Origin of the sequence: Brevundimonas sp. (assembly GCF_013912065.1) — a bacterium.
Classification (GTDB): Bacteria; Pseudomonadota; Alphaproteobacteria; order Caulobacterales; family Caulobacteraceae; genus Brevundimonas.
Genome location: NZ_JACESA010000004.1, coordinates 60,368 through 85,561 on the forward strand (window position 1 = coordinate 60,368; position 25,194 = coordinate 85,561).

A 25,194-nucleotide genomic window follows, 5' to 3' on the forward strand; every position below is an offset into this window, starting at 1 on the left:
CGTCTGCGCCGACGGGGGGGACCGAGAGCGGACTGGCGTTCGAGGCCGAGATCGCGCTGGCCGGGTGGCGGCTGACGAGGTTCAGGGCTGGGGGAGTTACGCGTTTCGGAAGCATCAGCGGGACCGGGTGAAGGCGTAGAAGAGGCGGTCGCGGGGGCGACCGAAGGCGAGGTTCGTGGCGTTTCCGCCGAGACGGGACCGGCGCTCAGCGACAGGCTGGCGGCGCCGGCCAGATTGACCAGCAATCGGCCCGTGCCGGAGGGGCTCCACCCTCCCCGGCCGCGTTTGGGCGACCCGCGCCCCTTGCGTCTGCGATCCATCGACATGGCGCCCCCCGGCACGCTGCATCGAATTCATGGAACCATAATAGATCGACGGCGTCATGACGACGCGCCCTGCAACTCGCGCATCCGGCGTTTGTGGTGCCGATTGCGGGTGTAGATGGCGCCGAGGACGCAGGCCCAGCCGAAACCGAGCATGACGTAGGAGACGGTGAAGGCCCATTCGCCCAGGCCTGCCGTCCCCTGGCGGGTCAGCAGGATCAGCATGGCGGCGCCGACCACGAGCGCGAGCCCGCCCGCGCGCAGGGGGCGCGCGACCATGCGCAGCTCCTTGCGGTACGCGGCGCGGCCTTCGTCGGTCTCCAGGTCGGGTGCGGACATCAGGCCGGAGCCTTCTCGACCGGCGCCGGATCGCTGTTGGGCAGTTTGGCGATCGGCTGGGCGGCCGAGCCGTCGTAGAGTTTCGGATCCAGCAGGGTCTTGGCCCCGCCGGCCGGCTCCGACGTCGCCCGGCCCTGATAGGAACCAGCCTTCGGCGACTTGCCGGCGGCGAAGTCGTCGATGATCTGGCCGATGGTCTCAGGCGTCAGGTCTTCGAAATAATAGTCGTTGATCTGGGCCATCGGCGCATTGGAGCAGGCGCCCAGGCATTCGACTTCCTGCCAGGTGAAGCGGCCGTCGGCGGACAAATGGTCCTTGGGACCAATCTTCTCCTTGCAGACCTTCATCAGCTCATTGGCGCCGCGCAGCATGCACGGGGTGGTGCCGCAGACCTGGATCAGGGCGGTCTTGCCGACCGGTTCCAGCATGAACATGGTGTAGAAGGTCGCGACCTCCAGCACCCGGATGAAGGGCATGCCCAGCAGTTCGCCGATGGCGCGGATGGCGGGCTCCGAGACCCAACCCTCCTGCTTCTGGACCAGCCACAGAATCGGGATCACCGCCGACTGACGGCGGGCCTCGGGATACTTCTTGATCCACCACTCGGCCTTGGCCGTGGTGTCGGCCGAAAAGGCGAAGGAGGCCGGTTGTTCCTTGGCGAGACGACGAACGCTCATCGGTCCACTTCTCCGAAAACGATGTCGAGCGAGCCCAGGATGGCGGAGACGTCGGCCAGCTGGTGGCCGCGGTTCATCCAGTCCATCGCCTGCAGGTGACGGAAGCCCGGCGCCGAGATCTTGACGCGATAGGGTTTGTTGGTGCCGTCAGACACCAGATAGACGCCGAACTCGCCCTTGGGCGCTTCGACCGCCGCATAGACCTCGCCCTCGGGCGTCCGGAAGCCTTCGGTATAGAGCTTGAAGTGGTGGATCAGGGATTCCATCGACCGCTTCATCTCGCCGCGACGCGGCGGAACGATCTTGTTGTCCTCGATCATGACCGGCTCGCCGGGACAGTTGCGCAGCTTGTGGATGCACTGCTCCATGATCCGCACCGACTGCTTCATCTCCTCGATGCGGCAGAGATAACGATCCCAGCAGTCGCCGTTCTTGCCGACCGGAACGTCGAACTCCAGCTCGGCGTAGCATTCATAGGGCTGCGACTTGCGCAGATCCCAGGCGATGTCCGAGCCGCGCAGCATGACGCCGGTGAAGGCCCAGGCCAGGGCCTGTTCCTTGGACACCACGCCGATGTCGACGTTGCGCTGCTTGAAGATGCGGTTCTCGGTGACCAGGTTCTCGATATCGGTCAGAATCCTCGGGAACTCCTGGCACCAGCGGCCGATGTCGTCGATCAGGTCCATCGGCAGGTCCTGGTGGACGCCGCCGGGCCGGAAATAGTTGGCGTGCAGACGCGCGCCGCAGGCCCGCTCGTAGAAGACCATCAGCTTCTCGCGCTCTTCATGGCCCCACAGCGGGGGCGTCAGGGCGCCGACGTCCATGGCCTGCATGGTCGCGTTCAGCAGGTGGTTCCCGATCCGGCCGATTTCCGAATAGAGGACGCGGATCAGCTGGGCCCGATACGGGACCTCGACGCCGAGCAGCTTCTCGATGGCCAGGCAGAAGGCGTGTTCCTGGTTCATCGGCGAGACGTAGTCGAGGCGATCCAGATAGGGCACGTTCTGCAGATAGGTGCGCGCCTCCATCAGCTTCTCGGTGCCGCGGTGCAGCAGGCCGATATGCGGATCGACGCGTTCGACGATCTCGCCGTCCAGTTCCAGCACCAGGCGCAGCACGCCGTGCGCGGCCGGGTGTTGCGGACCGAAGTTGATGGTGAACTTGCGGTCGTCCATGTCCTTGGCGTGGTCGGTGCGATGATCGACCGGCATGTCCTCGAACGGATCGACGCCGCCGCCGTTAGCGGGCGCGGGAATGCGGACTGCGTCGGCCATCAGCCCTTAACTCCAGCCTTTTCGTCGCCGGGAAGCACGGGCGCCGGGTAGTCGGCGCCTTCCCAGGGCGACAGGAAGTCGAACGTGCGGAATTCCTGCGTCAGCTTGACCGGCTCATAGACCACCCGCTTCTGCTCTTCGTCGTAGCGGACCTCGACGTAGCCCGTCATCGGGAAGTCCTTGCGGAGGGGGTGCCCCTCGAAACCATAGTCGGTCAGCAGCCGGCGCATGTCCGGGTGGCCCGAAAAGATCACGCCGTACATGTCGTAGGCTTCGCGCTCGAACCAGCCGGCGGACGGATAGACCTCCGACACGGTGGCGACGGGCTGGATTTCATCGGTCACGACCTTGACGCGGACGCGGGCGTTCCGGGTCAGCGACAGCAGATGATAGACGACCTCGAACCGCTCCTCGCGATCCGGATAGTCGGCGCCGCAGACGTCCAGCAGCTGCTGGAAGCCGAAACGGTCGCGCAGCGCGGTCATCACCTCGACGATCCGCTCGCGCGGCGCCAGCAGGGTCAGTTCGCCGAACGCGACCTGCGCCTCGACACCGAGCGCGCCGACCAGTTCGGCGCCCATGGGCGTCAGCGCGGCCTCGAACTGGGCCTGAACAGCCAGAGAGCTCATCGGTCGATGGTCCCCGTGCGACGGATCTTCTTCTGCAACTGCAGCAGCCCGTACAGCAGGGCCTCCGCCGTCGGCGGGCAGCCCGGCACATAAACGTCCACCGGCACCACGCGATCGCAACCGCGAACGACGCTGTAGCTGTAATGATAATAGCCGCCGCCGTTGGCGCAGCTGCCCATCGACAGGACGTAGCGGGGATCCGGCATCTGGTCGTAGACCTTGCGGAGGGCCGGAGCCATCTTGTTGGTCAGGGTGCCGGCGACGATCATCAGGTCCGAGTGACGCGGGCTGCCGCGCGGGGCCATGCCGAAGCGTTCGACATCGAAGCGGGGCATCGACATCTGGATCATCTCGACGGCGCAACAGGCCAGGCCGAAGGTCATCCACATCAGCGAGCCGGTGCGCGCCCAGGTGATGACATCGTCCAGGGAGGCGGTCAGGAAGCCGCGCTCGCCCAGTTCGGTGTTCACGGCCTCGAAGAACTTGTCGTGGATCTTGGGGTCATACCCCTCGACCATCGACCGAGCGGCCGAATTGGCCGGGACCAGCCCGCCGGTCGAAACGCCGCCCAGCGGCGAGGAAGGCGCGATCACTCCCATTCCAGAGCTCCCTTCTTCCATTCGTAGATGAAGCCGATGGTGAGGACGCCGAGGAAGACCATCATCGACCAGAAGGCGAAGACCATGCTCGCATGGGACAGGTCGAACATCGACACCGCCCAGGGGAACAGGAAGGCGACTTCCAGATCGAAGATGATGAACAGGATCGACACGAGATAGAATCGGACGTCGAACTTCATCCGCGCGTCGTCGAAGGCGTTGAACCCGCATTCATAGGCGGACAGCTTCTCCGCATCGGGGCTCTTGGGGGCCAGCAGCAGCGGCAGGGCGATGAAGAGCACGCCGATGAAGGCGGCTATGCCGGCGAAGATCAGCACGGGCAGATATTCAAGAAGAAATGCGTTCATTCAAAGAACCTCGGCCGCCGGGGAGAGGCGGGATTCGGGGCTTCTTAGACCCAACGTTCGCGCGGTTCAAACCCCTGCGGACATTGGTTTTTCATTGAGAACGGATCGCAAGTTTTCGAGCCATATGCCGCAAGCGCAGAGCTTGCCGTCCCGCCTGTCGTTCGGCCTTGGCGGCGCCTTGAATTCCTGACCGAAAGTCTTGTGGATGAGCGTCGCTGACCGAGGCTCCGAACACTGTAGAGCGGATGGGGAATCGCCTCCCCGATCCGGTAATCCCGTTCCCGTGGCTGATTGGCGGCCTGGTCCAGCCGAGTCTGCTTGGCGCCGACGCGGCAAGCGCGATCTTTCTCGGAAAAGGCCGCTTGACGCGCTGGGTCAGCCCGCCTAAACGACGCCCCTCGCCGGGGCGCACAGCCGCTTCGGCCGGGAAACGCGGGTGTAGCTCAGTTGGTTAGAGTGCCGGCCTGTCACGCCGGAGGTCGCGGGTTCGAGCCCCGTCACTCGCGCCACTCTCTAGAAATAGAAGAGTGGCGCACACCGCCTTCCCTCATAGTTTTCGAAACAACTCAAAAGTTTCGACCTGGTACGCGGGTGTAGCTCAGTTGGTTAGAGTGCCGGCCTGTCACGCCGGAGGTCGCGGGTTCGAGCCCCGTCACTCGCGCCACTTCTTCTAACCGAGAAGTGGCGCGCCGCCCCCCGCAGGGCCTGCCTCGATATTTCGAACTCAGTGAACGGCGAAGGCTTCGTCAGGTTGGACGAAGGCGGCGTCGCCAGTCAGCTCGCCATACAACATGCACAGATCCTCGAATACGCGGTTCCAGGCGAACTGGTTGACTGCCTTCTCGCGCGCCGCCCGACCGATGGCTTCTATGTCGCGCGCGAACAGGGCCTCGATCGCCTGGGCGTAGTCGCCGGGGTCGGCGCTGGCCGCCAGCTGGCCAACCGTCTCATCGACCGTTTCGGCCACGCCGCCGGCGTTGACGCCGACCACGGGCCGTCCGCAGGCCATGGCCTCAAGCACGATCAGTCCGAACGGCTCCTTGTCGTTGGCGTGGACGAAGGCGTCGCAGCTGGCGATGATCTTGGCGACCGCCCGGGGATCCTTTTCATAGGGCATCGAGATCACGCGATCCTCGACCGGCATGCCCGAGCCGGCGCCGACCAGCACCAGATGATAGGGGGCGCCCAGCTTCTGGACCGCCTCGATCAGGATATCGACATTCTTTTCCTTGGCTGGACGACCGGCGAAACACAGAAGGCGGGCGTCATCGCCCAGGCCCAGCGTCTTAAGCAGCCATTGTCGGTCGCGTCGCTCGGGCCGGAAGGTGTCGATCTCCACGCCCAACGGCCGGATGACGATATTGTTCACCCCGGCCTCTTCAAGACGGCGCGCGATGAACCGGCTGGGCGAGACGACGCGGTCGAACTGCGAGAACAGCCGCGCCCAGCGTTTCTCGACCGGCTTCTTGGCCCATTCGCCGAAATGCAGGGCTGCGAGACTGGCCGGGTCAGAATGGCAGAAGCCGACGACCGGGCATCCGACCCTCTGTCCGGCCTCCAGCGCGCCCTGCCCTGGCGTATAGGGATCGCCCGCCTCGATGATCGACGGCTTCATCGCCGCCGCCCAGGCGCTCCAGCGCTTCACTGAACTGGGCCAGCGATAGCCGTCGCCGAAGGGCAGCTTGGTGGCCCGCAGTTGCACCACCCCGTCAGCCCGCGCCCTGTGCCGGGCGCCCGGCACGATCAGGGAATGGCTGACGCCCGGTCGGTTCGTCTCGATCCAGGCCTTCTTGGATAGAAGATAACGCTTCACCCCGCCCGAGCGGGGCGCATACAGCATCGTGGTGTCCACCAGCCGGGGCCGGTCGTCCATCGAAGCCAGCTTCAGGGCGCGCAATGTATCGGCGACCTCGACGTCCAGCCCCGGAATCAGCCGGAGTTCGCTTTCGTGAACGTCGAGATCGGTCAGTGTCATGAAGAGGTTCTCGCCTGGTCTGGGCTCGCAAACGCCGGAGGGCGCGGATTGGATGCGTCATCGGGGAACGCGTTCGACCTTCCCAACCGCCCCTAAACCTCACGGCGGCAAAGCTCAACACTTCTATCGAAAAACCTTCCGAACCCGCCACAAGGCGTCGCAAAATCAGCAACTTGACTGGAAGACGGTTCCGACACCGATCAGCAACATGGCTGACATGGCCTTGCATTCGCCTCAAATTCGATAAACTTGGGGAAGGCTGGCGCGGACCCTGCTAAGGGTCGCCCGCTTCGTGATCGCGTGACCACCAGGGGTTTTCTACCGAATGCGTATTCTGCTCGCGACCGCCGTGGCGATCGCCCCCTTGCTGGCCGTAACGGGCGCTCAGGCCGAGATCGTCGTCTCGACGGCACGCACCACGCCAATCCAGACCTCCAACGCCACGGGCACGGCGGCCGACAATGTGCGGATCGCCAGCGGCGGCTCGATCGCCGTCACCTCGGGCACGGCGATGACGCTGGATTCCAACAATACGCTCGACATCGACAGCGGCGGTTCGATCACCATGGCCAAGTCGGCCGACGGCGCGACCGGCGTCCTGGTGAACGGCGGCAATACGGGATCGCTGGCCATGGGCGGCGTCATCTCCGTGACCGACTCGCTCGAGGACGCTGACTACAAGGACACTGACGGCGACGGCGACATCGATGGGCCGTTCGCGACCGGAACCGGCCGCTATGGGGTTCGCGTCGTCGGCGCCTCGCCTTTCAACGGGAACATCACCATCGAATCGTCCGGCTCGGTGACGGTCGAGGGCAACAATAGCTATGGGCTGTCGGTCGAGACCGGGCTGAACGGCCGCTTGCAAAGCCTCGGCACAGTCCGGATGCTGGGCGACGGCACGGTGGGCGTCCGCACAACTGCGCCCGTGACCGGCAATGTCGATCTGGCCGGCGCCATCACGGCCACCGGCGCCGGCGCCACCGGCGTGTCCATCGAAGGCGCCGTCGGCGGCGCATTGAAGATTCACTCGGCCGTGACCTCCACAGGCTATCGGTACACCACCGCGCCGTCGGCGAAACCGACCAGCGGCACGGTATCCGACAGCGCCCTGTACCTCGAAGACCTGGACGCCGACGATCTGTTGCAAGGCGGTCCCGCCGTTCGTGTGGCGGCCGACATCGGCGGAGGTATCCTTCTGGATACCGGCCCGAGCTATGGCGCAGACGGAATCGAAGGCGACGACGACAAGGATGGCGTCAAGAACGGCGATGAGGACAACGACGGCGATGGCGTCAAGAACCGTGACGACACGGACCGCGACGGCGACGGCGTGCCGGACACCAGCGAAACGACCGCCTCCCTGACCTCGTTGGGAGGCGCTCCGGCGTTGTTGATCGGCTCCACCGCCAACAGCGTCACCCTGGGCGCGGTGGGCACGGGCGACGCCGCCTACGGCCTGATCAATCGAGGCAGCATAACCGGTTCCGGCGTTTACGCCGGCGTGGAAGCGCGCGCCTTGCAATTGGGCGTCGACGGCGGACAGGCCGTGACGGTCGCCGGCGGCGTCCGAAACGAAGGCACGATCTCCGCATCGGCGTCCAAGGCGGACGCAAGCGCCATCTGGATCGGCGCCGACGTCAGCGCCCCGACCCTGTACAACAGCGGCACGATCCAGACAGGGGTCTCCGGCAATACGGCCAATACGTCCACGGCGGTGCTGATCGGCGCCGGCGCCAATCTGCCGTCGATGACCAATGTCGGCGTCATCACCGCAGCCTTCACGGGCAACCACGGCGACGCCGTCGCGGTCAGGGACGCCTCCGGCACCTTGACCCAGTTCACCAACGCCGGAACCATCGCGGTCGGCATAACGCCGGACACGACCGATGACACGCCCCTGGACGGCGAGGCCATCGCTATCGACCTGTCCGCCAACACGACCGGCGTCACCCTGCGCCAGTATGGAATCGTTGCGAGCTCCGACAGCACGGCGACCGACAGCGACGACGATGGCGTCCCTGACAACGCCGAGCCCGCGATCATCGGCGATATCCGTCTCGGCTCGGGCGACGACGCCCTGAACGTCGAAAACGGCACCATCATCGGCGATATCTCGTTCGGGGGCGGCGCCGACGCCCTGAACATCAGCGGCGGGGCCGCCGTTTCGGGCGCCATCACCAACGCGGCGGGGCTGAGCGTCAATGTGGCCAACGGCTCGCTGTTCGCGAACCAGACGACCGCCACGGACATCGCCAGCCTCAATGTCGGCGCGGACGGCACCCTGGTCGTCACGGTCGATCCGGCCGCGAACACCGGCGGCGGGTTCAACGTCAGCGGCGCGGCCAATATCGCGACCGGCGCCGCCCTCGGCGTGCGCTTCGCCTCGCTGCTGCAGGAGCCCGCCCGTTTCGACGTGATCAACGCCGATTCGCTGACCGTCGGCACGATCGACCAGACGCTGCTGGGCGAGAATTCCCCCTATCTCTACGTGGTCGAGGCCGGGGCGGACACGGCCGCCGGCCAAGTCTATATCGACGCCCGTCGGCGTACAGCCCAGGAAGCCGATCTCATCCCGGTCGAGGCCTCGGCGTTCGACGCCGTCTATGCCGCCCTGGGCGACAATCAGACGCTGCAGAACCTGTTCCTGAGCCAGACGAACCGCGACGACTTCATCGACGTCTACGAACAGATGCTGCCGGACCACTCGGGCGGCCCGCTGATGTCACTGGCGGCCGGCGTCGACGCCGTGACCCGCGCCCTGACCGGCCGCAACGCCTCGGCCGCCCCCGGCGAGACCAGCGCCTGGTTGCAGGAGATCAACTTCTACGCCGACAAGGACAAGACCGATTCCTACGGCTTCCGCTCAGAAGGTTTCGGCGTGGCGGGCGGCGTCGAAAAGGGCACCAGCGTCGGCGCCTTCGGCCTCACCGCCGCCTTCACTTCGTCGGACATCGAGGATCCCGAATCCCAAGCCGAGGAGGTCCTGTCCGCCAACCTGCTGGAACTGGGTCTCTACTGGCGCGCCCAGGGTCAGTACTGGACGACCTGGGCGCGGGCGGCTGGCGGCTACGCCAGCTTCAGCGCCGACCGGTCCCTGGTCGCCGACGGCGTCTATCTGAACAACACCTCCGACTGGCATGGCTGGACTGCGGCAGCCGCAGGCGGCGCCTCTTATGAACGCAACTATGGACGACTGAACGTCCGCCCAGAGGTCTATGCCGAGTTCTTCCACCTGTCGGAGAACGCACGTTCGGAATCGGGCGGCGGCGACGGCTTCGATCTGGATATCGACTCGCGCGACAGCCACATCTTCTCGGCGGTGGCGGCGATGAACATCGGCTACGGCTTCGGCAAGGACGGCTGGGTTCGGCCTGAACTGCGAATCGGCTACCGCCAGAACCTGTCGGTCGACGCCGGCGAGACCATCGCCCGCTTCGCCAGCGGCGGCCCGGACTTCGTCCTGTCGCCCGACTCCGTCGATGGTGGCGGCCTGGTCCTGGGCTTCCGCCTGAACCTGGGCAACGAGCTGGGCATGCTGTCGCTGACGGGCGATGCTGAACTGCTCGAGGACTACGTCCGCTACTCACTACTGCTGCGAGCCAGCTTCCGCTTCTGATCCAGCGAACATCCTGAAATGACGAAGGCCGCCGGATCGCTCCGGCGGCCTTTTTCTATGGTAGGCGGCGACGGGTTCGAACCGCCGACCCTCTCGGTGTAAACGAGATGCTCTGACCAGCTGAGCTAGCCGCCCGTAAACCGGAGCCGGGCTTATGCCCTTTGGGCTTCAGCCGTTCAAGGCGCTTTTCAAACCCTCGCCGGGGCGAAAGCGCGCGGTGCGGGAGGCGGCGCGGGCGACGGCCTCGCCAGTCTGTGGATTGCGCGCCACCCCCGCCTTGCGATCGACGGGCGTGAAACTGCCGAAACCGATCAGCTTGACGTCCCTGCCCTGCGACAAGGCCTCCACCACGCCGTCCGTGAAGGCTTCCAGCGCCGTCTTCGCCTGGTCGCGACTGATGCTCGCGGCCTGGGCCATGCGCCCGATGAGTTCGGCTTTGGTCATGTCATCCTCCCAAGCAAGCCAATAAAGGGCGGATCGCGGCTCGCGTCAAAAGCGAAAACGCCGCCGACGGAGCGGTCGGCGGCGTTTTCCCCTCGACTTAGGTCGGGTGTCAGTGGCTGACGGGCGCCGAAACACCGTCGATGGGCGGCAGAGGGGTCGGCAGAGGCTCGGCGGCCTCGTCCCACTCGACCGGCGTAAGCGTGCCGACGAGAGCCCATTTCAGCGCCTCGTCCGCCGTGGAGATCGGCACGATCTCCAGCGCCGACTTGACGTTGTCCGGCACCTCGGCGAGGTCCTTCTCGTTCTCCTGCGGGATCAGCACCGTCTTGACGCCTGAGCGCAGGGCGGCGAGCAGTTTCTCCTTCAGCCCGCCGATGGCGGTGACCCGGCCGCGCAGGGTGATCTCGCCGGTCATGGCGATGTCCTTGCGGATCGGAATACCCGTCAGGACCGAGACCATGGCCACAGTCATGGCGACACCGGCGGACGGACCGTCCTTGGGCGTAGCGCCGTCCGGCACGTGGACGTGGATGTCGGTCTTCTCGAACACCGGCGGCTTGACGCCGAAGGCCAGAGCCCGCGAGCGGACGTAGGAGGCGGCCGCCGAGATCGACTCTTTCATCACATCCTTCAGGTTGCCGGTCACGGTCATGCGGCCGCGGCCCGGCATCTTGATGGCCTCAATGGTCAGGATGTCGCCGCCGAACTCGGTCCAGGCCAGGCCGGTGACGATGCCGACCTGATCCTCCTCGTCCGTCTCGCCATAGCGGAACTTCTTAACGCCCGCATAGTCGGCCAGCTTGTCCGCATCGACGGTGATCGAGGCGACCTTGGTCTTGGCCATCTCACGCACGGCCTTGCGGGCCAGGCCGCCCAGGGCCCGCTCCAGCGAGCGCACCCCGGCCTCACGGGTGTAGTAGCGGATCAGGTCGCGGATCGTGTCTTCCGGAATGATCAGCTCGCCCGGCTTCAGACCATGGTCGGTCAGTTGTTTGGGCAGGACGTGACGTTTGGCGATCTCGACCTTCTCGTCCTCAGTGTAGCCCGAGACGCGGATGATCTCCATCCGGTCCATCAGCGGCTGCGGCATGTTCAGGCTGTTGGCCGTCGTCACGAACATGACCTGGGACAGGTCGTAGTCCACCTCGAGATAGTGGTCGCCGAAGGTCGAGTTCTGGGCCGGATCCAGCACCTCAAGCAGGGCCGAAGACGGGTCGCCGCGCCAGTCGGCGCCCAGCTTGTCGATCTCGTCCAGCAGGACGAAGGCGTTGGTCGTCTTGGCCTTCTTCATCGACTGGATGATCTTGCCGGGCATGGAGCCGATATAGGTCCGGCGGTGGCCGCGGATCTCGCTTTCGTCACGAACGCCGCCCAGGGACATGCGGACATATTCACGCCCGGTAGCCTTGGCGATCGACTTGGCCAGCGAGGTCTTGCCGACGCCGGGAGGGCCAACGAGGCACAGGATCGGCCCTTTCAGGCTGCCGGTACGGGCCTGAACGGCCAGATATTCGACGATCCGTTCCTTGACCTTCTCCAGGCCGAAGTGATCCTCCTCGAGGATCTCCTCCGCCTTGGCCAGGTCGATCGGCTTCTGTTTGGCCTTGCCCCACGGCACGGACAGCAGCCAGTCGAGATAGTTGCGCACCACGGTCGATTCCGCCGACATCGGCGACATGTTGCGCAGCTTCTTGACCTCGGCCTCGGCCTTGGTGCGGGCTTCCTTGGACAGGCGCGTCTTACGGATGCGCTTCTCCAGATCCATGATCTCGTCGCGAGCGTCGTCGGTCTCGCCCAGCTCGCGCTGGATCGCCTTCATCTGCTCGTTCAGATAGTATTCGCGCTGGGTCTTCTCCATCTGGCGCTTCACGCGCGAGCGGATCTTCTTCTCGACCTGCAGGACGGAAATCTCGCCCTCCATCAGACCATAGACCTTCTCCAGCCGCTTGGGCACGTCGATGGTTTCCAGCAGGCCCTGCTTGTCGGCGATCTTGACCGACAGATGGGCGGCGACCGAGTCCGCCAGCTTGGAGGCGTCGGTGATCTGGGGAATGGAACTGAGGGCCTCGGGCGGGACCTTCTTGTTCAGCTTCACATAGTTTTCGAACTGTTCGACCACGGCGCGCAGCATGGCTTCGGCCTGGGAAGGGTCCCCGGCCTCGTCCTCGATCTCGACAGCTTCGGCTTCGAAATACTCGGTGCGGTCGGTGAAACGGGTCAGGCGCGCGCGGCCCTTGCCCTCGACCAGGACCTTGACGGTGCCGTCGGGCAGTTTCAGCAGTTGCAGCACGGTGGCCAGCACGCCGATGGGATAGATGGCGTCGGGCGACGGATCGTCGTCGACGGAGTTCTTCTGGGTCGCCAGAAGGATTTGCTTCTCGCCCTTCATGATCTCGTCGAGAGCCTTCACCGACTTCTCGCGGCCCACGAAGAGCGGCACGACCATATGCGGAAAGACCACGATGTCTCTCAACGGCAGGACGGGCAGGATCTTGGGTTCAGTCATGATGCTTACTCCTGGGCCATTGATGATCGCCGGCCCGCCGCCACGGTCGCTCGGGCAAGAGGCCCGACCAGCGCATGACGACCCGTCGATTCCGACGGCGTTCGGATGAGTATGTGGTTTGAAAGACCCAAGGTTCAAGCGTGACCGCTGAACGGCCCACACCTGCGTGGTTTGGGCGCATCGCCGGAAGATCGCACAGCCTGGTGAAGCCGACGATGCAAGGCATGAAAAAGGCCGAAGAGGTCGCCCTCCCCGGCCCTTGTCGGTCTAAGGCTCGGCTATCCGTCAGGCGGCGCCGTCGGCCTTCTTCTTGGAGGCTTCGGAATAGATCAGCAGGGGCTGGGCCTTGCCGTCGATGACCTCGGCGTTGACCACCACTTCCTCGACGCCTTCGAAGGTCGGCAGTTCGAACATGGTTTCGAGCAGGATGCCTTCCAGGATCGAGCGCAGGCCGCGCGCGCCGGTCTTGCGGGTGATGGCCTTCTTGGCGACGGCGATCAGGGCGTCGTCAGTGAACGTCAGTTCGACATTCTCCATCTCGAACAGGCGCTTGTACTGTTTGACCAGGGCGTTCTTCGGCTCGGTCAGGATGGTGACCAAGGCCGCTTCGTCCAGATCCTCCAGCGTCGCCAGAACGGGCAGACGGCCGATGAACTCGGGAATCAGGCCGAACCGCATCAGGTCGTCGGGCTCGACATTCTTCAGGATGTCGCCGGTGCGGCGCTCGTCGATTTCCTTGACCTTGGCGCCGAAGCCGATCGAGGCCCCCTCGCCGCGCGCCGAGATCACCTTTTCCAGGCCGGCGAAGGCGCCGCCGACGATGAACAGGATGTTGGCGGTGTCGACCTGCAGGAACTCCTGCTGCGGGTGCTTGCGGCCGCCTTGCGGAGGCACCGAGGCGACGGTGCCTTCCATGATCTTCAGCAGGGCCTGCTGCACGCCCTCGCCCGAGACGTCGCGGGTAATCGAGGGATTGTCCGACTTGCGGCTGATCTTGTCGATCTCATCGATATAGACGATGCCGCGCTGGGCCCGCTCGACGTTGTAATCCGAGGCCTGGAGCAGTTTCAGGATGATGTTCTCGACATCCTCGCCCACATAACCGGCTTCGGTCAGGGTCGTGGCGTCGGCCATGGTGAAGGGCACGTCGATGATGCGGGCCAGGGTCTGGGCCAGCAGCGTCTTGCCCGAACCGGTCGGGCCGATCAGCATGATGTTCGACTTGGCCAGTTCGACGTCGTTGTTCTTCGTCGCGTGGTTCAGGCGCTTGTAGTGGTTGTGAACGGCGACCGAGAGGACCTTCTTGGCGTGCGACTGGCCGATGACGTAATCGTCCAGGACGTCGCGAATCTCCTTGGGCGTAGGCACGCCGTCGGTCGTCTTCTTGAAACCGATCTTGTGCTCTTCGCGGATGATGTCCATGCACAGTTCGACGCATTCATCGCAGATGAAGACGGTCGGGCCCGCGATGAGTTTGCGGACCTCGTGCTGGCTCTTTCCGCAGAACGAGCAGTAGAGGGTGCTTTTGGCGTCAGAGCCTGCTGCTTTGGTCATAGACCCTTATCTCACTCCCGCGGAGCGGACCGAAATGGCCCGAAACGCGCTTCCTCGACGTTGATTCCAGCATTCTGGACGCAAAGGTCTTCAAAAAATGACAATCACCCATCCCACGTTCGACGACAACCCCGAAGGCGGTGGGGGATTGTTGCAGTGCGTGGATGGATCAGTGTCGATGGGGATCAAGGCGAATGTCTGACATGGGAAGCCTGCAGGATTTACGCCAGTCCCGGATCAAGTCTGGACAGGAACGCCAGCCGATCGTGGCCTTTGACTTCGACGGCACCTTGACGATTCGCGACAGCTTCACCGAATTCCTGCGCTGGCGCGCCGGTCCGGGCGGCTGGGCCCTGGGCCTGGTCAAGCTGGCGCCTGCAGTAGCTGCCTATGCCCGGGATCGAGACCGGGGCCGGATCAAGGCGGCGTCGGTCAAGGAGTTCCTGCTGGGCGTGGAACGGCGGACGCTGGAGGCGGACGCCGAGGGGTTCGCGGATCGGATCTGGAGCCGATTCATGCGGCCCGATGCGCTCAAGGTCTGGAACGACTGGGGCGAACGCGGCGCCCATCGCGTAATCGTGACCGCCTCGCCCGAGACGACCGTGGCGCCCTTCGCCCGAAAACTGGGCGCCGAGGCCCTGCTGGGCACGCCCCTGGTGTTCGACGCCGATGATCGTGTGACCGGCGCCTTCGCCACGCCCAACTGCCGCGGTGAGGAGAAGGTGCGTCGGCTGAGGGCCGTCTATGGCGACGACCTGGTTCTGGCGGCCGCCTATGGCGACACCTCGGGCGACACCGAGATGTTGGCCCTCGCGGAGGAAAAGGGGTTCCGGGTGTTCACCGGACGGCCCTGAATGGACTACCGGCCGTCTGCGTCTACGTCGAACACCACGGCCTTGCCGCGCGATGTCGGATCCCAGCCCGCCTCCATGGCCGAGGCCACCGCGTTGCGGACGGCGTCGACATTGACCCGCTGTTTCTCGACGTCCGGCCGCCCGTTGGGGCGCAGCGGCGGGGGAAACTGGACGATGGCCTCGCGCTTGAAGTCCACATGGCGCAGGGACACGGCCATGCCTTCCCATTCCTTGCCGCCCTTGGGCTGGGGCTGGCGACGGATTTCCCAGGCATAGGTCTCGCCTTCGACCTCGACCGTGCCGCTGCTGTCTCGTGTGAATTGCATGGCGGCCTGATAGCACAAAAGAAAAAGGGCGCACCGTCGGCGCGCCCTTTTCGCTTTCAGAACTGAATTGGATCAGGCGCCGGGCGTCTTGACGCCGTCGGCGTCCGCCTGTTCGCGGCGGTCATAGACGTGGTCGACGATGCCCCAGGCCTTGGACTCTTCCGCGCTCATGAAATGGTCGCGGTCCAGGGTCTTCTCGACCTCTTCATAGGTCCGGCCGGTGTGGTGGACGTAGATCTCGTTCAGACGGCGCTTGGTGTAGCGGATGTCCTCGGCGTGACGCTCGATGTCCGAAGCCTGGCCGCGGAAGCCGCCCGAGGGTTGGTGCACCATGATCCGCGCGTTGGGCAGGGCGATCCGCTGGCCCGCCTCCCCAGCCGTCAGGATCAGCGAGCCGGCCGAAGCGGCCATTCCCATGACCACGGTCGAGACCGGGCTCTTGATGTATTGCATGGTGTCGTAGATCGCGAGCGCCGAGGTCACCTGACCGCCGGGGCTGTTGATGTACATCGAGATTTCCTTCTTCGGATTTTCCGATTCCAGGAACAGCAGCTGGGCGCAGATCAACGACGCCATCGTGTCCTCGAAAGGCCCCGTCAGGAAGATGATCCGCTCGCGCAGCAGGCGCGAGAAGATGTCGAAGGAGCGCTCGCCCCGGCTGGATTGCTCCACCACCATGGGGACGAGATTCATGTTCATCAGTTCGATCGGATCGCGCATGGAGGCCTTCTCGGGATGCAATGGGCGCGATTCAGACCGCGCCCTTCGTCCTAGCATATCGCGTCCGCAGAGCATCGGCGCAAGACGGGCGACCGAGCGACCTATTGCGGAGTGTCGCCTGAAGCCTGATCTGAGACGGGGGCTTCATCCGCCCTGTCGCGTTCCTGCTGCCGGCGCGCCATGGAGTGGAGGACGCCATTCTCCTGCTGCTCAGCGCTGAAGCGGTCGGTGGGGGCCGAATAGAGGGCGGCCAGATAGTCCTTGTCCCATTGGCTCAGACCGTCGATCTCACTTGGGGTGTTGAACAGATTCATCACCGTCGATTGGGCGCTTAGATCCGCCGACGGGTCGATCTGAGCAAGAGAAACCATGGAGACATAGTCCGCCAACACACCGAACGGCGCACCGTTGGTTCGGCTCATGTCCACGATGACGATGGTCCAGGCCATGTCGTAACGCACGTTGGAGCGCAGACGCGATCCGTCGCGTACGACGACCTGCTGGGGGTCGTCGCCACGCAACGTGATCGCGAGTTCACCAGTGTCAGTCGTCACCGGCATCGTCACGTTCCACCACCGAACCGGCGCGCCCGAGTTCTGGAAATCCGCAAGGGCGTCTCGCGACAGGTTCGTGTGATTGATCGCCGGTCGGAAGCCCAGACCGACCTCCTTGACCAGCTTCTTCGCCAACGCCGGACCGTCGGTGGTGGCCAGTATGATGACGTTCGGCTTGCAGTCGGGGCCGCCGACATCTGCGCCCGCGTCGAGTGCATTGGCTGCGATGCGATCAATGACGAACTGGGCGAATCGCGGCTGCATGTTGGTCATGCTGATGCAGACCGGCTGATTCCAACGCGCTAGGCGCGTCCCGCGAGGCGGCTCGCCCACTTCCTCGATATAGCTGCGCGCCGCCTCTTCTATGCGGCGCCCCTCGACGATGATCGCGTCGAGCTCCGCGGGCGCACCAGCATCAACCGGCGTTTGCGGCGCGGCTTGCGGAGAGGCGAACAACAGGGCGGTGGAAACCAGGGCTGCGATCATGGTCACGAATAGGCCTCCGACAACCGCTCGATGCAAAAAAGGCCCGCTACGCGGGCCCTTTTCATCTATCCTTCTCCGCAGCGATTGGACAGTGACTCTTCCGTAAGAAGGAAGTTACGCCTCTTCGTCTTCCTTCAGCAGCTCTTCCTTGGTGATCGGCGTGTCGGTCACCTCGGCCAGGCCGACGATCAGGTCGACGACCTTTTCCTCGTAGATCGGGGCGCGCATCTGGGCGGCGGCGTTGGGGTTCTGGCGGTAGAAGTTCAGGACGGCCTGTTCCTGGCCCGGATAGTTGCGGGCTTCCTGCAGCAGGGCGGCGTTCAGCTCCTGGTCGGTGACCTGGACATTATTGGCGCGACCGATTTCGGCCAGGACCAGGCCCAGACGGACGCGGCGCTCGGCGATCTTGCGGTATTCGGCCTTCAGGTCTTCGTCGGACTTGGCGGCGTCCTCTTCGGGCAGACGGCCGGCGGCCTTGTCGGCCTCGACCTGTTGCCAGATGCCGTCGAACTCGGCCTCGACCATCTTCGGCGGCAGCGGGAAGTCATGGGCCGTGTCCAGCTGGTCCAGCAGGGCGCGCTTCAGCTTGAAACGGGCCGCGCCGGCATATTGCTGGTTCAGGTTCTGGCTCAGCAGTTCCTTCAGCTTGTCGAGCGATTCCAGACCGATGCGCTTGGCGAAGTCTTCGTCGACCTTGGCTTCGACCTCGGCCTTGATGGCCTTCACCTTGACGTCGAAGGTGGCCAGTTTGCCGGCCAGGTGGGCGGCCTGATAGTTTTCCGGGAAGGTGACCTCGATGGTCTTCTCTTCACCGACCTTGGCGCCGGTCAGCTGCTCTTCGAAGCCGGGGATGAAGCGGCCCGAGCCTATGACCAGGTCCGCGTCCTCGGCGGCGCCGCCGTCGAAGGGTTCGCCGTCCAGCTTGCCCAGGAAGTCGATGGTTAGTTGGTCGCCCTCGGCGGCCTTAACGGTCTTGCCCTTCTTGTCCTCGTAGGACTTGGCCTGGCCGGCCAGCTCGGTCAGGGCCTCGTCCAGATCGGCGTCCGAGGCTTCGTAGGTCGGGCGTTCCAGCTTCAGGGTCTTAGGATCGATCGGGGTGAAGTCCGGCATGATCTCCAGGGCCATTTCGTAGGCCAGGTCTTCCTGACCGGCCATGACCTTGTCCATGTCGGAGGTCAGCTTCATCTCGGCCGGGGCGGCCGGACGGATCTTGGCGTCGTCCAGGGCCTTCTGGCTGGTCTCGTTCAGCTCGGCGTTGATGATTTCGCCCATGAACTCACGGCCGAAGGTCTTCTTGACGTGGGCGACCGGCACCTTGCCCGGACGGAAGCCTTTCAGCTTCACCTGCGGGGCGACTTCCTTGACGCGGGCTTCGAGCTTCTCGTTCAGCTCCGCGACGGGGATGGTGACCGCGAGCACGCGGCTGAGGCCTTCGTTCGACTTTTCGACGACTTGCATGGTCGGGATTTCTGACGCTCTGGGGCGCGTGAGCCTGAGAAAGGCCGGCGCGGAATGGATAAAGCAAGAAGGCCGCCCCGTTAGGAGCGGCGCCTCGAAGCCCGCCCTTATGTCGAGAAGGGCTCCAAAGGTCAACGCGAGCGTGGCGCCGAGCGGTGGTTTCGCGCCGGATCGACGGTTATGTAGGGGGTATGAGCCAGCCCGCCTCCCCCATCGGCGTTTTCGTAACGCCCGTAACCCCGCTTCAGCAGAACTGCACCACCGTCTGGTGCACCGCGACCAACAAGGCGGCGGTCATCGATCCGGGGGGCGGGGTCGATGCGATTCTGGGCGAGGTGGAGAGGCGCGGCCTGACGCTGGATCAGATCTGGATCACCCACGGTCATCTGGACCATGCCGGCGGCGCGGCCGAAATGCAGGAGAAGACCGGGGTTTCGATCACCGGGCCGCAGAAGGCCGATCAGTTCTGGATCGACCGTATCGTCGAGAGCGGCCAGATGTACGGCCTTCCCGACGCCCGCCCCTTCGTCCCCGACCGCTGGCTGGAGGACGGCGACACGGTGAGCCTGGGCGAAACCACCTGGGAAGTTCGTCACTGCCCCGGCCATACGCCGGGTCATGTCATCTTCTTCAACCGGGCCGCGCGGTTCGCCCAGGTTGGGGACGTGCTGTTCAAGGGGTCTGTCGGCCGCACTGATTTTCCGATGAGCGACCCGCCTGCCCTGATCCGCGCCGTGGTCGAGAAGCTTTGGCCCCTCGGTGACGACGTCACCTTCGTGCCCGGCCACGGGCCGATCTCGACCTTCGGCGAGGAGCGGCGAACCAATCCCTTCGTCTCGGACGCGGCCCTGCGGGGCACGCCGATGACTCGGCAGCCGACGGGACCGGCCTGAGCCGCCGTCGGTCAGCGGCGAAGCAGCATCCCGATAATCACGCCGAGGCCGAGGGCGTAGAGGGTCGTCTCCATCGGACGATCCCGGATGCCGTCACGGGTCGTTGCCACCCGATCCGAGAACTTCTGTCGGATCATCTCGGCGTCTTCCCGAACCGCCTGGCGCAGGGACAGCGAGTCTTCAAAATTTCGGGCTTCGCCAGCAGCGATGATTTCGTCGGCCTGACGGTCCAGTCGCTGGGTCAGGTCCTTGTCCTCCAGGACAATGTCGTCGGGCGAAGGCGGGGCTATGGGGGTCTGGGTCATAGGGGGCTCCGGGTTCGGACAATGAACCGGCGCGGCGCCCTCCGGTTCCCTCTGAACATCGGTCTCCGCGCCGCGTTGTACCGTGACAGGAGAACCCCATGACCTTCACCGATCCGACACCGTCCGAAACGCCGCAGCCCCTCATTCCTTCCGAGATCCCGCCCGAGCCGTCGCCGCAGCCCGAACTCGACCCGTCCGATACGCCACAGGAGGTTCCGCCCATGGAACCGGGCGGCGGCGGAGAAGGTGATTCCCGCCCTTACGGCGCTGCGTGAAGTCAAGCCACGAAGACGTTCAGACCCGTGACAGTAAAACGAAGTTCCCGACGGAACCGTCACCGAGTCACAGGGTTCATTCCGGCAAGCGCAACGGCAGCACTGAAAGGAACACCGATGGACAGCCAGCCCACGCGACCCTCCGGCGTTTCCAAGCGAGGCTTCGCCTCGATGGATCCCGAACGTCAGCGCGAGATCGCGCGAAAAGGCGGGGCCAGCGTCCCGAGTGAGAAGAGAAGCTTCTCCCAAGACCGTAGCCTGGCCGCCCAGGCCGGGCGGAAAGGCGGCGAGGCGTCGCACGGCGCCAAGAAGGACGCGCCCTCTTCTGGCGAAGCTGAATAGGCTTTTACGAAGCTGGTCCAGCAAGGGCGGGGTGTCAGTCGACGCCCCGCCCTTTCATTTTGGCCAGGCCTCTTGCCTCAGACGATGTGGGCGGCGGCTCGGGTCTCTTCAGGACGAAGCGTCAGGACCTGCACCCCGTCCTTGGTGACAGCCACGGTGTGCTCGAACTGGGCGGACAATTGAGCGTCCAACGTAACAACCGTCCATCCATCCGCCTTTGTCCTGACAGTCCGCCGACCCTGGTTCAACATGGGCTCGATGGTGAACACCATCCCCTCACGCAGCACGAGGCCCGTTCCCGGCTTTCCAAAATGCAGAACCTGAGGCGCTTCGTGCATCTCGCGTCCGATGCCGTGGCCGCAATAGTCGCGGACCACCGAATAGCCGTTGCGCTTTGCGTGCCGCTCGATGGCGAAGCCGATATCGCCCAGCGCGGCGCCCGGCCGGACCGCCTGGATTCCCTTCCACATCGCAACATAGGCTGTATCGACAAGCCGGCGAGCGGAAGGCGCTACGTCTCCGATCAGATAGGTCTTGCTGGAGTCGGCGATATAGCCGTTCTTTTCCAGCGTGATGTCGAAGTTGACGATGTCGCCGTCCTGGAGAATCTCGTCCCTGGACGGGACGCCATGACAGACCACCTCGTTTCGCGAACTGTTCAGGACGAAGCCGTAGCCGTACTGGCCCTTGCTGGCGGGACGGGCCTCAAGCTGATCGACAATGAAGGCCTCGACCCGGTTATTGACCTCGAGCGTGCTCATGCCGATGAGTTGCAGTTCATCCAGGCGAGCGAAAACCGAGGCGAGCAGCCGGCCCGACTCCGCCATCAGCGCAACCTCGGCCGGCGTCTTCGTCATGCCGCGCCAGCGAGCTCAGACGCATCTACGCCTGCGGTTTTCAACTCGCGCGCGACCAATTCCTGGAAGCTGAGGCCGGGGTTCAACTCGCACAGCATGCCGATCTTGATCCAGAAAGCAGCCTGGGCGTTGACCGACCGAAAAGAGGCCTTGCTCGCCCGGCGAAGCTGGTCATGCAGCTCATCTTCGATATTGACGATCCCCACGGCGCCTCGCTGGAATATATGATTTATATATATTCCATACATTCAGACCGGACGCGCGGCAAGGCTGTCGGCGGTAAGCGGCTAGGCCCTCAACAGCGCCAGGGCCACGCTGGGAGCGGGTGAGATGTCGAACTGGACAAGGGACCAGCCGGAGGCGGTCGCCAGAGCCTCGACCGACGCCTGAGTGAATTTGCGAGAGCTTTCGGTGTGGATGGTCTCGCCGGCGATGAAGCTGAAGGTACGGTCTCCGACGTGGGCGGTGGTCGGTCGCGTCGCCTGGAGGTGCATCTCCATCCGCGCCTGATCCGGGTTCCAGACGGCGCGGTGGGCGAAGGCGTCCAGATCGAAGTCGGCGTCGAGTTCGGCGTTGGCGCGGACCAGGACGTTCAGGTTGAAGGCGGCGGTGACGCCCTGGCTGTCGTCATAGGCGGCGACCAGGGTCGCTGGGTCCTTGACCAGATCGACGCCGAGGATGAACAGCGCCCCCTCCCCCAGCATACGCCGGGCCGAGGCCAGGAAGCGCTCGGCCTCCTCAGGCTCCAGATTGCCGATGGTCGAACCAGGGAAGAAGCCGATGCGGCGGCCGGCGGGCAGATGGTCCGGCAGGGGCGCCAGATGTTCGAAATCCCCCAACAGGGGCTCGACCCGCAGGCCCGGATAGTCGGCGCGCAGACGGGCGGCGGCGTCCGCCAGGGCGGTCTCGCTGATGTCCAGCGGCACATAGGCGCCGAGGTCCGGCGCGGCGTCCAGCAGCAGACGGGTCTTCTCGCTGGCGCCCGAACCGAACTCCACCAAGACGGCGTTGGGGCCGAAGTCGGCGGTCAGGGCGGCGGCGCTCGCCTTCAGCAGGGCCGTCTCCTGCCGCGTCGGATAATATTCCGGCAGGGCGGTGATCTCCTCGAACAACCGCGACCCCACGGCATCGTAGAACCACTTGGGCGGCAGGGTCTTCTGGTCGCGCGACAGACCTTCGACGAGATCGTGCCGGAAGGCGGCGGTCTGGGCGTCCTCATCGGGCGCGGCGCGGCGGCGCGGGGCGTCTTCGGCCAGTCTCAGACCCATGAAGGCCCACCTTTGGTTAGGATAGAAGAAGTTGCGATAGGTGACGCGCGCATGGCCGGCCGGCGTGGCGAAGGCGCCGCCGCGCAGAACCATCTGATTGGACATGAACTTGCCGTTGTACTCGGCGGCCGTGCCGGAGGTCGGCTGGAAGCCGGGATAGGGGCCATAGGCGCTTGACGTCCACTGCCAGACCTCGCCCCACAGGTTGGAGAAGACGTTGGGAGCCGTTGTCGCCGCATGTTCCCATTCCGCCTCGGACGGCAGGCGTTTGCCGGCCCAGCGGGCATAGGCGTCGGCCTCGTAGAAGCTGACGTGGCGCACGGGGGCGGACGGATTGACGGGCGCGCGGCCGGTCAGGCTCATGACCGTCCAGCCGTCGCCGTCGCGACGCCAGTACAGGGGGGCGGTCCAGCCCTCGGCCTTGACCGTCGCCCAGCCGTCTGACAGCCAAAGGTCGGCGCGGGAATAGCCGCCATCGGCGATGAAGTCAGTCCAGTCGCCGTTGGTCACCAGATCGGCGGCCAGAGCGAACGGCTCCAGCCAAGCCCGGTGGCCGGGTCCTTCATTGTCGAAGGCGAAGCCCGCTCCATCGTGGCCGACCGAGACCAAACCTCCGTCGAACCTTACCGCACCACCGAGTTGCGTTTCGAGCGGCCGGGCGCGCGGCTCGCTCGCATAGGCGGCTGGGTCCAGCGGCGATCGCGACATCAGGTTCAGCAGGTCCATCAGGAAAAGCTCCTGATGTTGCTGGTCGTGGTGCAGGCCCAGTTCGAACAGATAGCGCTGAAGACCGCTGGACGGTCCCTGCGCCAGCCAGGCGGCCATACGCCGGTCGATCTCGCGCCTATAGGCCAGAACCTCTTCGACGGAAGGCCGGGTCATCAGGCCGCGCTGTGCGCGCGGCACCCGCTCGCCCAGGGCTTCGTAGTAGGAGTTGAACAGTTGCTGGAAGCGCGGATCGACGGGCTGATAGTCGGGGTCAGCCGACAGGATCATCGCCTCGAAAAACCAGCTGGTGTGGGCCAGATGCCATTTGCCGGGGCTGCAGTCGGGCATCGACTGGGCCGACAGATCCTCCACGGACAGGCCCTCGGCCAAGGCCGGCATGGCGTCCCGAACGGCCCTGAACCGCGCCACGTCGGACGCCGCCCGCCTGTCGGGCTCAAAGCGAGCATTCATGTCAGCAGATCCGTCCCGCCAGCCCAGAGCCCCGACCGGGCGTCGCGTCCTTCATGGAGAGCGAACGTCACGCCAAGGTCGAGGTTCCCGAGGAGATAGGAGGCGTAACAGCGAATTCAACGCACCGGCTTGCCGCCATGTTTTGCGTATTCCAGCCGGGCGATGGTGCGGTTGTGAACCTCGTCCGGGCCGTCGGCGATACGCAGGGTGCGCACCGTCGCATACAACTCGGCGAGAGGCGTATCGGCCGAAACGCCGGCGCCGCCGAACGCCTGGATGGCGTCGTCTATGACCTGAAGCGCCATACGCGGCGCCGCGACCTTGATCTGGGCGATCTCGGAGCGGGCGTTCTTGGCCCCCGCCTCGTCCATCATCCAGGCGGCCTTCAGCACCAGCAGGCGGCACATCTCGATATTGGTGCGGGCGTCGGCGACGCGCTGTTCCCACACCGAATGTTCGGCCAGCTGCTTCCTGAAGGCGGTACGGTTCAGCAGACGCGTCACCATCAGCTCCAGCGCCCGTTCCGCCGCGCCGATCACGCGCATACAGTGGTGGATACGGCCGGGGCCGAGGCGCCCTTGTGCGATCTCGAACCCCCTGCCCTCGCCGGCGATCAGGTTTTCGACCGGGACGCGGACATTCTCCAGCACCACCTCGGCATGGCCGATGGGCCGTTCGTCATAGCCGAAGACCGACAACATCCGCTCGACGCGGAAGCCGGGGGTGTCGACCGGCACGATCACCTGCGACTGCTGGGCGTGGGTCGCGGCGTCGAAGTCGGTCTTGCCCATGACGATGGTCATGGCGACGTTCGGATGCGCCATGTTGGTCGACCACCATTTGCGGCCGTTGATGACATAGTGGTCGCCGTCGCGCTCGATCCGGGTCTGGATATTGGTGGCGTCGGACGAGGCGACCTCGGGCTCGGTCATCAGGAAGGCCGAGCGGATCTCGCCGGCCATCAGCGGCTTCAGCCAGCGGGCCTGCTGTTCGGCGTTCCCGTACATGTGCAACACTTCCATGTTGCCGGTGTCGGGCGCATTGCAGTTGAACACCTCCGACGACCACAGATGGGCGCCCATCATCTCGGCCAGCGGGGCGTAGTCGAGGTTGGTCAAACCGGCGCCGTGCTCTCCCGGCAGGAACATGTTCCACAGGCCGGCTTCGCGGGCCGCGGCCTTCATCGCCTCCATAACCGGCGGCTGGCGGTCGGGGTTTTCGCGCACCTGGGCGAAATACTCCGCCTCGCGCGGGATGACCTGTTCGTCGAGGAAACGCCGCACGCGGGCGTGCCAGTCCAGGGCGCGGTCGGAATGTCTGAAGTCCATGTCGTTTCCTCTTATGTTTCGCGCCTCTGACGGGCGCTGAAT

Annotated in this window: 24 protein-coding genes and 3 tRNA genes; 7 read left to right on the forward strand and 20 right to left on the reverse strand. The window is 65.0% G+C overall.

Annotated features, from left to right (window positions below):
- Positions 1 to 380: 380 nt before the first annotated feature.
- The 6 genes from H2037_RS04700 to H2037_RS04725 form a co-directional block, all read right to left on the reverse strand.
- Positions 381 to 662, reverse strand: coding sequence for a hypothetical protein (locus H2037_RS04700; protein WP_292118396.1), 282 nt, complete (start codon positions 660 to 662; stop codon positions 381 to 383).
- A complete protein-coding gene (gene nuoE / locus H2037_RS04705; protein ID WP_292118399.1) occupies positions 662 to 1,339 on the reverse strand; it encodes an NADH-quinone oxidoreductase subunit NuoE in 678 nt (225 codons plus the stop codon). Before nuoE ends, H2037_RS04700 begins: the two co-directional genes overlap by 1 nt.
- On the reverse strand, positions 1,336 to 2,550 hold the full coding sequence (locus tag H2037_RS04710) for an NADH-quinone oxidoreductase subunit D (protein WP_292118752.1): 1,215 nt from the start codon (positions 2,548 to 2,550) through the stop codon (positions 1,336 to 1,338). Before H2037_RS04710 ends, nuoE begins: the two co-directional genes overlap by 4 nt.
- 62 nt (positions 2,551 to 2,612) lie before the next feature.
- On the reverse strand, positions 2,613 to 3,242 hold the full coding sequence (locus H2037_RS04715) for an NADH-quinone oxidoreductase subunit C (protein ID WP_292118402.1): 630 nt from the start codon (positions 3,240 to 3,242) through the stop codon (positions 2,613 to 2,615).
- A complete protein-coding gene (locus H2037_RS04720) occupies positions 3,239 to 3,862 on the reverse strand; it encodes an NADH-quinone oxidoreductase subunit B (protein ID WP_292118405.1) in 624 nt (207 codons plus the stop codon). Before H2037_RS04720 ends, H2037_RS04715 begins: the two co-directional genes overlap by 4 nt.
- Entirely contained in the window at positions 3,832 to 4,209 is a 378-nt protein-coding gene (locus H2037_RS04725) for an NADH-quinone oxidoreductase subunit A (protein WP_292118408.1), read from the reverse strand. The genes H2037_RS04720 and H2037_RS04725 overlap by 31 nt, the downstream gene beginning before the upstream one ends.
- Positions 4,210 to 4,641: 432 nt before the next feature.
- On the opposite strand from H2037_RS04725, the gene H2037_RS04730 reads away from it, so the two are divergent.
- Together H2037_RS04730 and H2037_RS04735 are read left to right on the forward strand one after the other, a co-directional pair.
- Positions 4,642 to 4,718: transfer RNA gene (locus tag H2037_RS04730), tRNA-Asp, on the forward strand.
- 78 nt (positions 4,719 to 4,796) lie between these two features.
- Positions 4,797 to 4,873 (forward strand) — tRNA-Asp (locus H2037_RS04735).
- Positions 4,874 to 4,933: 60 nt separating this feature from the next.
- Here the strand turns inward: H2037_RS04735 and H2037_RS04740 are convergent.
- The gene (locus H2037_RS04740) at positions 4,934 to 6,184 is read right to left on the reverse strand and encodes a glycosyltransferase (protein ID WP_292118411.1); all 1,251 of its coding nucleotides are present in this window, start codon (positions 6,182 to 6,184) and stop codon (positions 4,934 to 4,936) included.
- Between the two features lie 325 nt (positions 6,185 to 6,509).
- Here H2037_RS04740 and H2037_RS04745 point away from each other — a divergent pair, with 325 nt between their 5' ends.
- On the forward strand, positions 6,510 to 9,803 hold the full coding sequence (locus H2037_RS04745) for an autotransporter outer membrane beta-barrel domain-containing protein (protein ID WP_292118414.1): 3,294 nt from the start codon (positions 6,510 to 6,512) through the stop codon (positions 9,801 to 9,803).
- A 58-nt stretch (positions 9,804 to 9,861) separates the two neighbouring features.
- On the opposite strand, the gene H2037_RS04750 is transcribed toward H2037_RS04745, so the two are convergent.
- From H2037_RS04750 to clpX, 4 genes are all read right to left on the reverse strand, one after another.
- Positions 9,862 to 9,938: transfer RNA gene (locus H2037_RS04750), tRNA-Val, on the reverse strand.
- A 33-nt stretch (positions 9,939 to 9,971) separates the two neighbouring features.
- Positions 9,972 to 10,247, reverse strand: coding sequence for an HU family DNA-binding protein (locus H2037_RS04755; RefSeq protein WP_292118417.1), 276 nt, complete (start codon positions 10,245 to 10,247; stop codon positions 9,972 to 9,974).
- Between the two features lie 109 nt (positions 10,248 to 10,356).
- The gene (gene lon / locus H2037_RS04760; protein ID WP_292118420.1) at positions 10,357 to 12,753 is read right to left on the reverse strand and encodes an endopeptidase La; all 2,397 of its coding nucleotides are present in this window, start codon (positions 12,751 to 12,753) and stop codon (positions 10,357 to 10,359) included.
- 285 nt (positions 12,754 to 13,038) lie between these two features.
- Positions 13,039 to 14,307, reverse strand: a complete 1,269-nt coding sequence (gene clpX / locus H2037_RS04765) for an ATP-dependent Clp protease ATP-binding subunit ClpX (RefSeq protein ID WP_292118423.1) — start codon at positions 14,305 to 14,307, stop codon at positions 13,039 to 13,041.
- Between the two features lie 194 nt (positions 14,308 to 14,501).
- Here clpX and H2037_RS04770 point away from each other — a divergent pair, with 194 nt between their 5' ends.
- Positions 14,502 to 15,161, forward strand: coding sequence for an HAD-IB family hydrolase (locus H2037_RS04770; RefSeq protein WP_292118426.1), 660 nt, complete (start codon positions 14,502 to 14,504; stop codon positions 15,159 to 15,161).
- Positions 15,162 to 15,166: 5 nt separating this feature from the next.
- On the opposite strand, the gene H2037_RS04775 is transcribed toward H2037_RS04770, so the two are convergent.
- From H2037_RS04775 to tig, 4 genes are all read right to left on the reverse strand, one after another.
- Entirely contained in the window at positions 15,167 to 15,487 is a 321-nt protein-coding gene (locus H2037_RS04775; RefSeq protein ID WP_292118428.1) for a hypothetical protein, read from the reverse strand.
- A 72-nt stretch (positions 15,488 to 15,559) separates the two neighbouring features.
- Positions 15,560 to 16,207, reverse strand: coding sequence for an ATP-dependent Clp protease proteolytic subunit (locus H2037_RS04780; RefSeq protein WP_292118430.1), 648 nt, complete (start codon positions 16,205 to 16,207; stop codon positions 15,560 to 15,562).
- A gap of 101 nt (positions 16,208 to 16,308) precedes the next feature.
- Positions 16,309 to 17,253: a hypothetical protein gene (locus tag H2037_RS04785; RefSeq protein WP_292118432.1), complete on the reverse strand. Its 945-nt coding sequence runs from the start codon at positions 17,251 to 17,253 to the stop codon at positions 16,309 to 16,311.
- Between the two features lie 108 nt (positions 17,254 to 17,361).
- Complete coding sequence (gene tig, locus H2037_RS04790; protein WP_292118433.1) at positions 17,362 to 18,705, reverse strand: trigger factor; 1,344 nt, start codon at positions 18,703 to 18,705, stop codon at positions 17,362 to 17,364.
- A 191-nt stretch (positions 18,706 to 18,896) separates the two neighbouring features.
- On the opposite strand from tig, the gene H2037_RS04795 reads away from it, so the two are divergent.
- The gene (locus tag H2037_RS04795) at positions 18,897 to 19,598 is read left to right on the forward strand and encodes an MBL fold metallo-hydrolase (RefSeq protein ID WP_292118436.1); all 702 of its coding nucleotides are present in this window, start codon (positions 18,897 to 18,899) and stop codon (positions 19,596 to 19,598) included.
- 11 nt (positions 19,599 to 19,609) lie between these two features.
- On the opposite strand, the gene H2037_RS04800 is transcribed toward H2037_RS04795, so the two are convergent.
- Entirely contained in the window at positions 19,610 to 19,903 is a 294-nt protein-coding gene (locus tag H2037_RS04800) for a hypothetical protein (RefSeq protein ID WP_292118438.1), read from the reverse strand.
- Positions 19,904 to 20,001: 98 nt separating this feature from the next.
- On the opposite strand from H2037_RS04800, the gene H2037_RS04805 reads away from it, so the two are divergent.
- Together H2037_RS04805 and H2037_RS04810 are read left to right on the forward strand one after the other, a co-directional pair.
- A complete protein-coding gene (locus H2037_RS04805) occupies positions 20,002 to 20,178 on the forward strand; it encodes a hypothetical protein (protein ID WP_292118440.1) in 177 nt (58 codons plus the stop codon).
- Between the two features lie 117 nt (positions 20,179 to 20,295).
- A complete protein-coding gene (locus tag H2037_RS04810) occupies positions 20,296 to 20,520 on the forward strand; it encodes a general stress protein (RefSeq protein WP_292118442.1) in 225 nt (74 codons plus the stop codon).
- Between the two features lie 77 nt (positions 20,521 to 20,597).
- Here the strand turns inward: H2037_RS04810 and map are convergent, their stop codons facing one another.
- The 4 genes from map to H2037_RS04830 all read right to left on the reverse strand — a co-directional run bounded on the left by map (position 20,598) and on the right by H2037_RS04830 (position 25,152).
- Positions 20,598 to 21,377, reverse strand: coding sequence for a type I methionyl aminopeptidase (gene map, locus H2037_RS04815; protein ID WP_292118443.1), 780 nt, complete (start codon positions 21,375 to 21,377; stop codon positions 20,598 to 20,600).
- Positions 21,374 to 21,583 (reverse strand): ParD-like family protein, encoded by a 210-nt coding sequence (locus tag H2037_RS04820; RefSeq protein WP_292118445.1) that lies wholly within the window; start codon positions 21,581 to 21,583, stop codon positions 21,374 to 21,376. The genes map and H2037_RS04820 overlap by 4 nt, the downstream gene beginning before the upstream one ends.
- A gap of 81 nt (positions 21,584 to 21,664) precedes the next feature.
- Positions 21,665 to 23,824 (reverse strand): ergothioneine biosynthesis protein EgtB, encoded by a 2,160-nt coding sequence (egtB, locus tag H2037_RS04825; RefSeq protein ID WP_292118449.1) that lies wholly within the window; start codon positions 23,822 to 23,824, stop codon positions 21,665 to 21,667.
- 116 nt (positions 23,825 to 23,940) lie between these two features.
- Positions 23,941 to 25,152, reverse strand: a complete 1,212-nt coding sequence (locus H2037_RS04830) for an acyl-CoA dehydrogenase family protein (RefSeq protein ID WP_292118452.1) — start codon at positions 25,150 to 25,152, stop codon at positions 23,941 to 23,943.
- Positions 25,153 to 25,194: the final 42 nt, after the last annotated feature.

Excerpts from the sequence above, each read along its gene's own strand:
- H2037_RS04700 (WP_292118396.1), bottom strand. The coding sequence starts at position 662 with ATGTCCGCACCCGACCTGGAGACCGACGAAGGCCGCGCCGCGTACCGC.
- nuoE (WP_292118399.1), bottom strand. The coding sequence starts at position 1,339 with ATGAGCGTTCGTCGTCTCGCCAAGGAACAACCGGCCTCCTTCGCCTTT.
- H2037_RS04710 (WP_292118752.1), bottom strand. The coding sequence starts at position 2,550 with ATGCCGGTCGATCATCGCACCGACCACGCCAAGGACATGGACGACCGC.
- H2037_RS04715 (WP_292118402.1), bottom strand. The coding sequence starts at position 3,242 with ATGAGCTCTCTGGCTGTTCAGGCCCAGTTCGAGGCCGCGCTGACGCCC.
- H2037_RS04720 (WP_292118405.1), bottom strand. The coding sequence starts at position 3,862 with ATGGAAGAAGGGAGCTCTGGAATGGGAGTGATCGCGCCTTCCTCGCCG.
- H2037_RS04725 (WP_292118408.1), bottom strand. The coding sequence starts at position 4,209 with ATGAACGCATTTCTTCTTGAATATCTGCCCGTGCTGATCTTCGCCGGC.
- H2037_RS04740 (WP_292118411.1), bottom strand. The coding sequence starts at position 6,184 with ATGACACTGACCGATCTCGACGTTCACGAAAGCGAACTCCGGCTGATT.
- H2037_RS04745 (WP_292118414.1), top strand. The coding sequence starts at position 6,510 with ATGCGTATTCTGCTCGCGACCGCCGTGGCGATCGCCCCCTTGCTGGCC.
- H2037_RS04755 (WP_292118417.1), bottom strand. The coding sequence starts at position 10,247 with ATGACCAAAGCCGAACTCATCGGGCGCATGGCCCAGGCCGCGAGCATC.
- lon (WP_292118420.1), bottom strand. The coding sequence starts at position 12,753 with ATGACTGAACCCAAGATCCTGCCCGTCCTGCCGTTGAGAGACATCGTG.
- clpX (WP_292118423.1), bottom strand. The coding sequence starts at position 14,307 with ATGACCAAAGCAGCAGGCTCTGACGCCAAAAGCACCCTCTACTGCTCG.
- H2037_RS04770 (WP_292118426.1), top strand. The coding sequence starts at position 14,502 with ATGTCTGACATGGGAAGCCTGCAGGATTTACGCCAGTCCCGGATCAAG.
- H2037_RS04775 (WP_292118428.1), bottom strand. The coding sequence starts at position 15,487 with ATGCAATTCACACGAGACAGCAGCGGCACGGTCGAGGTCGAAGGCGAG.
- H2037_RS04780 (WP_292118430.1), bottom strand. The coding sequence starts at position 16,207 with ATGCGCGATCCGATCGAACTGATGAACATGAATCTCGTCCCCATGGTG.
- tig (WP_292118433.1), bottom strand. The coding sequence starts at position 18,705 with ATGCAAGTCGTCGAAAAGTCGAACGAAGGCCTCAGCCGCGTGCTCGCG.
- H2037_RS04795 (WP_292118436.1), top strand. The coding sequence starts at position 18,897 with ATGAGCCAGCCCGCCTCCCCCATCGGCGTTTTCGTAACGCCCGTAACC.
- H2037_RS04800 (WP_292118438.1), bottom strand. The coding sequence starts at position 19,903 with ATGACCCAGACCCCCATAGCCCCGCCTTCGCCCGACGACATTGTCCTG.
- H2037_RS04805 (WP_292118440.1), top strand. The coding sequence starts at position 20,002 with ATGACCTTCACCGATCCGACACCGTCCGAAACGCCGCAGCCCCTCATT.
- H2037_RS04810 (WP_292118442.1), top strand. The coding sequence starts at position 20,296 with ATGGACAGCCAGCCCACGCGACCCTCCGGCGTTTCCAAGCGAGGCTTC.
- map (WP_292118443.1), bottom strand. The coding sequence starts at position 21,377 with ATGACGAAGACGCCGGCCGAGGTTGCGCTGATGGCGGAGTCGGGCCGG.
- egtB (WP_292118449.1), bottom strand. The coding sequence starts at position 23,824 with ATGAATGCTCGCTTTGAGCCCGACAGGCGGGCGGCGTCCGACGTGGCG.
- H2037_RS04830 (WP_292118452.1), bottom strand. The coding sequence starts at position 25,152 with ATGGACTTCAGACATTCCGACCGCGCCCTGGACTGGCACGCCCGCGTG.